The organism is Streptomyces sp. NPDC059900 (assembly GCF_050270335.1).
Taxonomy (GTDB): domain Bacteria; phylum Actinomycetota; class Actinomycetes; order Streptomycetales; family Streptomycetaceae; genus Streptomyces.
The window spans coordinates 1-6,898 of sequence record NZ_JBNNJZ010000443.1; the positions used below are offsets into that span (position 1 = coordinate 1).

5 protein-coding genes are annotated in these 6,898 nt (G+C 73.3%); 1 reads left to right on the forward strand and 4 read right to left on the reverse strand.

The window, feature by feature from the left end; genetic code table 11:
* From ACQKIP_RS35505 to ACQKIP_RS35515, 3 genes are all read right to left on the reverse strand, one after another.
* On the reverse strand, positions 1-3,141 hold a 3,141-nt coding region (locus ACQKIP_RS35505; RefSeq protein WP_427745083.1), incomplete at its 3' end, for an ATP-binding protein.
* A 197-nt stretch (positions 3,142-3,338) separates the two neighbouring features.
* The gene (locus ACQKIP_RS35510) at positions 3,339-3,614 is read right to left on the reverse strand and encodes a hypothetical protein (protein WP_365856443.1); all 276 of its coding nucleotides are present in this window, start codon (positions 3,612-3,614) and stop codon (positions 3,339-3,341) included.
* Between the two features lie 79 nt (positions 3,615-3,693).
* Complete coding sequence (locus ACQKIP_RS35515; protein WP_427745084.1) at positions 3,694-4,605, reverse strand: LysR family transcriptional regulator; 912 nt, start codon at positions 4,603-4,605, stop codon at positions 3,694-3,696.
* Positions 4,606-4,695: 90 nt separating this feature from the next.
* Between ACQKIP_RS35515 and ACQKIP_RS35520 the strand changes: the two genes are divergently transcribed.
* Complete coding sequence (locus ACQKIP_RS35520; RefSeq protein WP_365856439.1) at positions 4,696-6,036, forward strand: aspartate aminotransferase family protein; 1,341 nt, start codon at positions 4,696-4,698, stop codon at positions 6,034-6,036.
* Positions 6,037-6,116: 80 nt separating this feature from the next.
* Here ACQKIP_RS35520 and def read toward each other — a convergent pair whose 3' ends face one another.
* Positions 6,117-6,746, reverse strand: a complete 630-nt coding sequence (gene def / locus ACQKIP_RS35525) for a peptide deformylase (protein WP_365856437.1) — start codon at positions 6,744-6,746, stop codon at positions 6,117-6,119.
* Positions 6,747-6,898 lie beyond the last annotated feature (152 nt).

Genomic DNA, 6,898 nt, shown 5'->3' on the forward strand with positions numbered 1-6,898 from the left:
CCCCGGCGCCATGTCATCGGGGCTTCCGCCCAGTGTGTGCGCTGCCTCCCACAGCTCGGCCCGTGTCAGGGCGGCGTACCGCGAGACCGCGTCGGTGTACGCGGCGCCGTCGGCGTTCTGCGCCGCCTGCCGGGCGCGGTCCGCCGACATCGTCGGCTGGAACTCGCGCAGCACCCGCAGCCGTTCGGCCAGCGCGATCATCCGTACGGCGGAGATGTCGCCGGAGGCGAGTGCCGCCATGCCGAGCGCGTGCAGCACCGTTCCGATCACCGGGAGCTCCACGGGTGAGCGGGGCAAGTCGGCGAGCAGCGTCCGCAGTCGCCGGCGGAGCCGGTCCGCCGGGCCCGCGACGAGTTCGAGGCGGCCTGCATGCGCGTGCGCCGTCACGGCCGCCGACTGGACCTGGAGCGCCCACGGATCGAGCCAGGGATCCCCGCCGTACAGCGAGCCGCCCTCGGGCATCCGCTCCAGGGCGCCGCGCCACAGAGCGAGCCCGGTCTCCGTCAGCCCGCGGGCGAGCGCGATCTCGGCGCGGGCACCGAGGTCAGGGCTGTAGAAGGCGTCGTCCCGAGGAGTGTTGGTCACCTCCGCCTTCCGCAGCCAGGCCTCGGCCTCGTCGGGATCGCCGCGCTGCAGGCAGGCGAGGACGAGGGCGGAGCGGATGCCGATGTAGTCGTGCTCGTCGCCGAGCAGCGGCAGCGTCCGCAGCGCGGCCCTGAGGTTGTCGTAGGCGACCTGGCCCCGGCCCGCGCGCAAGCTCAGCTCGCTCAGCCGGGAATGGCCCATGAGTTGCAGGGACGGGTTGTCGACCGGACCCAGCGCGGTGATCATCCCGTGGGCCGAGGCGAGCGCCCGGTCGATGTCGTGCTCGTACTCCCAGACGTAGCTGGCCACGCATGCGGCGATGCCCGCGACCAGGGGCTCGCTGCTCGCGCAGAGCGTGCGCAGCATGTCGTAGCCGGGAGGCCGCATCGCGGGCAGGGCGTTCAGCACGACGGCGATGGCGCGCGGCAGCGTGTCGGGCGGGGCCGGCGGAAGCCGCCGCAGGGTGACGAGCTGGCGCACGGCATGCGGGCCGAGGTTCATGATCTGGCCCGCCGCGCACAACACCGCTGCGGCGCGGGCGACTTCGACGTACTCGGGTGCGGGTTGGTAGTGCGAGAGCAGTGGTCCGGTGTCCGTGGCGAGGCTCGCCAGGCGCGGGTAGTTGGAGTCGGTGGACCACAGGGCGGCGAGGACGGCGGTGAGGGCGGCGGTGGCGGGGCCGTCCGCGCGGGAGAGGGCGTGCCGCAGGGCCGGTACGAGGTTGTCCTGCTCGGCGCGGATCCGCTCGCGCGCCGCCAGCGGCCGCGAACCGACGAGCACGTGGTGATGGGCGACCCCGAAGTCCCGCGCCCAGGCGAGGAACCGGCCGACGGCTTCGTCCTCCTCGCCGGCCTCAGCGCGGCGGGCCGCACTGAACTCCCGTACGGTCTCCAGCATCCGGAAGCGGACACCGGCCGGGGTGTCGGCGGCGGTGAGCAGCGACTGGCCGGTCAACTGCTCCAGGAGGAACAGTGCTTCGTCGCCGAGGATCTGCTCCGCCGCTTCGCCGGAGAAGCCGCCGGGGAAGACGGACAGCGTACGCAGCGCCGCTCGAGCGTCTTCCGAGAGCAGGTTCCAGCTCCACTCCACGACGGCGTGCAGGGTGCGGTGGCGCTCCGGCACGTCCCTTGCCCCGCCGCGGAGCAGCGCGAACCGGTCGCCGAGGCGGCGGGCGACCTCCGGTACGGAAAGGGCCCGCACCCGCGCGGCGGCCAGCTCCACCGCGAGCGGCAGCCCGTCGAGGTGGCGGCACAGCCCCTCCACCGCGTCCGGCGGCAGCTCCACGCCGCTCCTGGCGGCCCTGGCCCGCTGCGTGAACAGCTCGACCGAGGTGGCAAGTCCCAGCTCCGGCAGCGCGTACACCGCCTCCGACGTGAGCTCCAGCGGGGCCCTGCTGGTGACGAGCACCCGCAGCTCCTGCGACGCGGCGACCAGGGGCTGTACGAGGGCGGCGGCGCCCCGGATGACCTGCTCGCAGTTGTCGAGCACCAGCAGCGCGGGGCCGGAGCCGAGCACGCCCAGCACGGCGGACACGGGGTCGGCGGGGCCGTGGCCGCTCACGACGCCGTGCCGCCCCTCACCCGCGCCGAGCGCGGAGGCCACCTCCCTTGCCACGTCCTGGTCCGCGGTGACGGCGGCGAGCGCCACGAAGTGCACCACGCGCTGCTCGGCCCGGCGGCTGACGGCATGCGCGAGCCGGGTCTTGCCAAGGCCGCCGGGGCCGGTGACGGTGACGGCGCGCGAGTGGCGCAGCAGCCGTTCCACCGCTGCGATGTCCTCCTCCCGGCCGAGCAGCGGGTTCGGCTCGTGCGGCACGCCGTGTCTGGCCACGGGTGCCTCGCCGCGCAGCAACTCCTCCTGGAGGGCCTTGAGTCCGGCGCCGGGCTCCGTGCCGAGCGCCTGGCGCAGCTCGCGCCGGTAGGCCTCGTAGCGGGTGAGCGCGGCGGACGGGCCGGCCGTCGCCGCCTGACCGCGCAGCAGCCCGGCGAGCACCTCCTCGTCGTGCGGATGCTCCGCGGCGGCCACGGCCAGCGGGCCTGCCGCCTCCGCGTGCCGGCCCAGGCCGGCCAGCGCGAGTGCCTGCGCGCGGACCAGCATGCCGCGCACCGGGGCGCGTTCGCAGCGCAGTGCGGCCACGGGGTCGTCGGTGTCGCCGGCTTCGTCACGGGCGCCCTCCCACAACGCGAGCCCGGCTTCGGCCTCCGAGAGTGCTCCCGCGTGGTCCCCGGCCCTGGCGCGCTCCGCGCCGGCGGCGGCGTGCAGCAGCAGGGCGGAGCTGTCGATCTGCTCCTCGGCGAGGGTGAGCCGGTAGCCGGTCGGTGTGGCGGCGATGACGTCGGCGCCCAGTTGCGCCCGCGCCCTGGAGACGAGGACTTGCAGGGCCTTTGCCGGATGCTCCGGCAGCGTGTCCGGCCACAGCCCCGCCACGAGCCGCCCGGTGCTGCGGCCCGTGCGCACGTCGCCCGCGAGCAGCGCGAGGAGGCCGCGCAGCCGGGGCGCGGTGACCTCCTGCCCGCGATAGGCGACACGCGGCAGCAGGGTCAGGTCGGTGGTCACCCGTGCAGGTTAACCAAGCGCCGAGCGGCCCTGCTTCTGCCGGGGCCGGGCATCTCGGGCGGGCGTCTCCTCGGTCCGTTCGCGGTGGGGCGGATGGGCGGGCAGGTGCGGCTGCGGCGGGGTGAGGGGATTGTGCAGTGGCAGGCCGGGCGGGCCATCGCGGGTGGGCCGGGGGCCGCGCCGGAGTTTGCGAGCGGTCAGGGCGTGTCGCCGGCCCAGTCCCAGCGCCGCCGGTCGCCGGGGCGCGGGTCGTACAGCGCCCGTCCGCCGGCGCCGAAATGGCCGAGTTCCGTGGGCAGCGCGACGCCGGTGTCCATCTCGCCCTTCGTCCAGCCGGTGACGTCGAGCAGCAGGCCGTCCAGCGGCCCGCCGACCAGTTCGGCGTAGGCCCGTCCCGGCTGCGGGCCCTGCCGGGGGTCGTCGTGGTCCTGGCCGTAGACCCGGCCGCGCAGCAACTCCTCGTCCCTGTCCATGCTTCCCACACTCTCAGCCGCCACTGACAATCGGCCCTGCCGGGCGGGCGGCAGCCGCGACCGGCGGCGTATGCGTTCTTCACTCGCCGTCCGGCAGCGGCAACGGCAGTTCCGGGTGGTGCCGCAGTGCCTCAAGGACGGCGCGCACGGCCGCGCGGGGCGGGGAGCCGCGGCGGATCGCTGCCGTGATGGTGCGGGTCACCGGCGTGCCGAGTTCCCTGGTGGCGACGTCATATCGGCGGTCGACCGCGAGACCGGGCAGCAGCGCGATCGACAGTCCGGCCTCCACGTGCTGCAGGGTCATCATGTAGTTGCTGAACCGGCACACCACGCGCGGCTCGAAGCCCGACTGACGGCACAGCCGCAGTGCGAGGTTGGCCATGTACGACTGGGGGATGTCGAAGGCCCATGCCTCGTCCGCGTAGGCGGCGAGGTCCACCGCGCCGCGCCCGACCGCGGGGTGATCGGGCGGGACCACCAGGACGACCGGGTCCATGGCCAGCGGAACGAGGTCGATGTCGGGTCCCAGCGGCAGTTCGTCGAAGTCCGTGGTCGTGATGATGATGTCCGCGTCGCCGCCGCGCAGCGCGGGCATGCTCGCGTGTGGCTCCAGTTCGAGCAGTTCGACGTCCAGGTGCGGATGCTCGCGTGCCAGGCGGCTCACCGCCGGTACGGCCATGGTGTGGATCGCGCTCTGGAACGCCCCGAGGCGCACCAGTCCGGCCGGTTCCTCGCCGAAGCCGCGCAGCTCCGCCTCGACGCTGTTCATGTGGTCGAGGATCGCCCGTGCCCGGCGCGCGAGGATCAGCCCGGCCGGGGTCAGCCGCACCCGGCGTCCCGTCCGCTCGAGCAGTTGGGTGCGTGTTTCGGCCTCGAGCACGGCGAGCTGCTGGGACACGCTCGACGGGCTCAGGTTAGCGGCCTGGGCGACGGCCCGCACCGTGCCCAGTGTGTCGAGCTGGCTCAGCAGCCGCAGCCTCCAGGGATTCATCACACCCCCATTGTTGTGCGGGATTTCCGAACAGGAAAGCCGGAATCGTGAGATGGACGTGTCGCTCGGCGGGCCCCTACCGTCGGCGGCATGACCGCTTCCACCGCCGCATCCACTGTCGCCGCACCGTCCGCCGACGCCTTCTGGTCGGACGCCGAGAGGCATCTCGTACGCTACGGACCCCAGTTCACCCCCGAGATCATCGAGCGGGCCGCCGGTAGTTTCGTGTACAGCGCGGACGGCCGGAAGATCCTGGACTTCACCTCCGGCCAGATGAGCGCGATCCTGGGCCACTCGCACCCGGAGATCGTCGCGACCGTCCAGCGCCAGGTCGCCTCCCTCGACCATCTCTTCAGCGGCATGCTCAGCCGCCCCGTGGTCGACCTCGCCCGGCGCCTGGCCGAGACGCTGCCCGCGCCGCTGGAGAAGGCGCTGCTCCTGACGACCGGCGCCGAGTCCAACGAGGCCGCGATCCGGATGGCCAAGCTCGTCACCGGCGGGCACGAGATCGTCTCGTTCGCCCGGTCCTGGCACGGCATGACGCAGGCTGCCGCGTCCGCCACCTACAGCGCGGGCCGCAAGGGCTACGGTCCTGGCGCGCCCGGCAACTTCGCCATCCCGGTGCCGAACTCCTACCGGCCCGACTTCACCGCGGAGGACGGCTCCCTGGACTGGCGCCGCCAGCTGGACTGCGCGTTCGACCTGATCGACGCCCAGTCGACCGGCAGCCTCGCCGCGTGCCTGGTGGAACCGATCCTCAGCTCGGGCGGCATCATCGAGCCCCCGGCCGGCTACTTCGCGGCCCTGAAGGCCAAGTGCCGCGAGCGCGGCATGCTGCTGATCCTCGACGAGGCCCAGACCGGCCTGTGCCGCACCGGGACGTGGTACGCGTTCGAGCGCGACGGCGTCGTGCCCGACATCCTCACGCTGTCCAAGACCCTGGGTGCGGGACTGCCGCTGGCGGCGGTGGTGACCAGCGCCGAGATCGAGCAGGAGGCGTACGAGCGCGGCTATCTGTTCTTCACCACGCACGTGGCCGACCCGCTGGTGGCCGCGGTCGGCAACACCGTCCTCGACGTCCTGACCGCCGACAAGCTCGACGAGCGTGCGCGATCGCTGGGCGCGTTCCTCCACCAGGGACTTGCCGACCTCGCCGCGCGGCACCCGGTCGTCGGCGACATCCGCGGCCGCGGCCTGCTGGCCGGGCTCGAACTCGTCGCCGACCGCGAGACCAAGGAGCACTCGAGCGAACTGGGGGCGCAGGTCACCCGCCGCTGCCTCGAACTGGGCCTGCACATGAACATCGTCCAACTCCCCGGCATGGGCGGGGTCCTGCGGATGGCCCCGCCGCTGACGGCCACCGAGGAGGAGCTCTCACTCGGCCTGTCGATCCTGGACCAGGCGATCACCGACGCCTCCGCCGCACTCTGAGCCGCCGGCGGGCGCCGGCGGCCGTCCCTGCGACCGGGAGGCCGACGGCTCCCGCCCCGGCCGGGCGGGGGCTCCATGCCTCACCTGCCCGCGTCGTGCCGCGCCAGGCTGCCGGCCTTGATCTCCCGTTGCGCGAAGACGCTCTCCCGGCGTTCTTCCATCTGCCGCAAGGCGTCCTTGCGGTCCCGCTTGGAGAGCCGGTCGAGATAGGTGTGGCCGATGAGGTGGTCGGTCTCGTGCTGCAGGCACCGGGCGAAGTAGCCCGTACCTTCGACGACGAGCGGGTTACCGTCCTTGTCCAGCCCGCGAACGACGGCCCGGTCGGTGCGGGGCACCGTCATGGTGGCGCCCGGAACGGACAGGCAGCCCTCGGAGTCGTCGAGGAGTCGGCGGCTTCCGGGAGCGGGCAGGTCAAGGACGGGGTTGATGATGTGGCCGGTGTGCCGGATGCCCTCGTCGTCCGGGCAGTCGTAGACGAAGAGCCGCAGGTCGACGTCCACCTGGTTGGCGGCGAGGCCCGCTCCGTCGGCCACGTACATCGTCAGGAACATGTCGTCGATGAGGGCTGACAGTTCCGCCGTACCGAACTCGGTCACCTCCTGGCACCGGCGGCTCAGAATCTCCTCCCCCACCACCGTGATCCGCCGCACGGAACTGCGCGCCGCCTCCGGGGGCAGCGCGGGATACAGGGGGTCGTGACGCGCAGGCATCGCTGTCTCCTTCCGGGCAAGGCTCCCTTGCCAACGGCTTTGCAAAGTAGCAGACTTTGCAAAGTGACTGAAGATGACCTCAACGCTCCCGGCCCCGCCTACGGCCCGGCGCAGGACACCGGCGACGCACTGCCTCGGCACGAGGTGCGTAC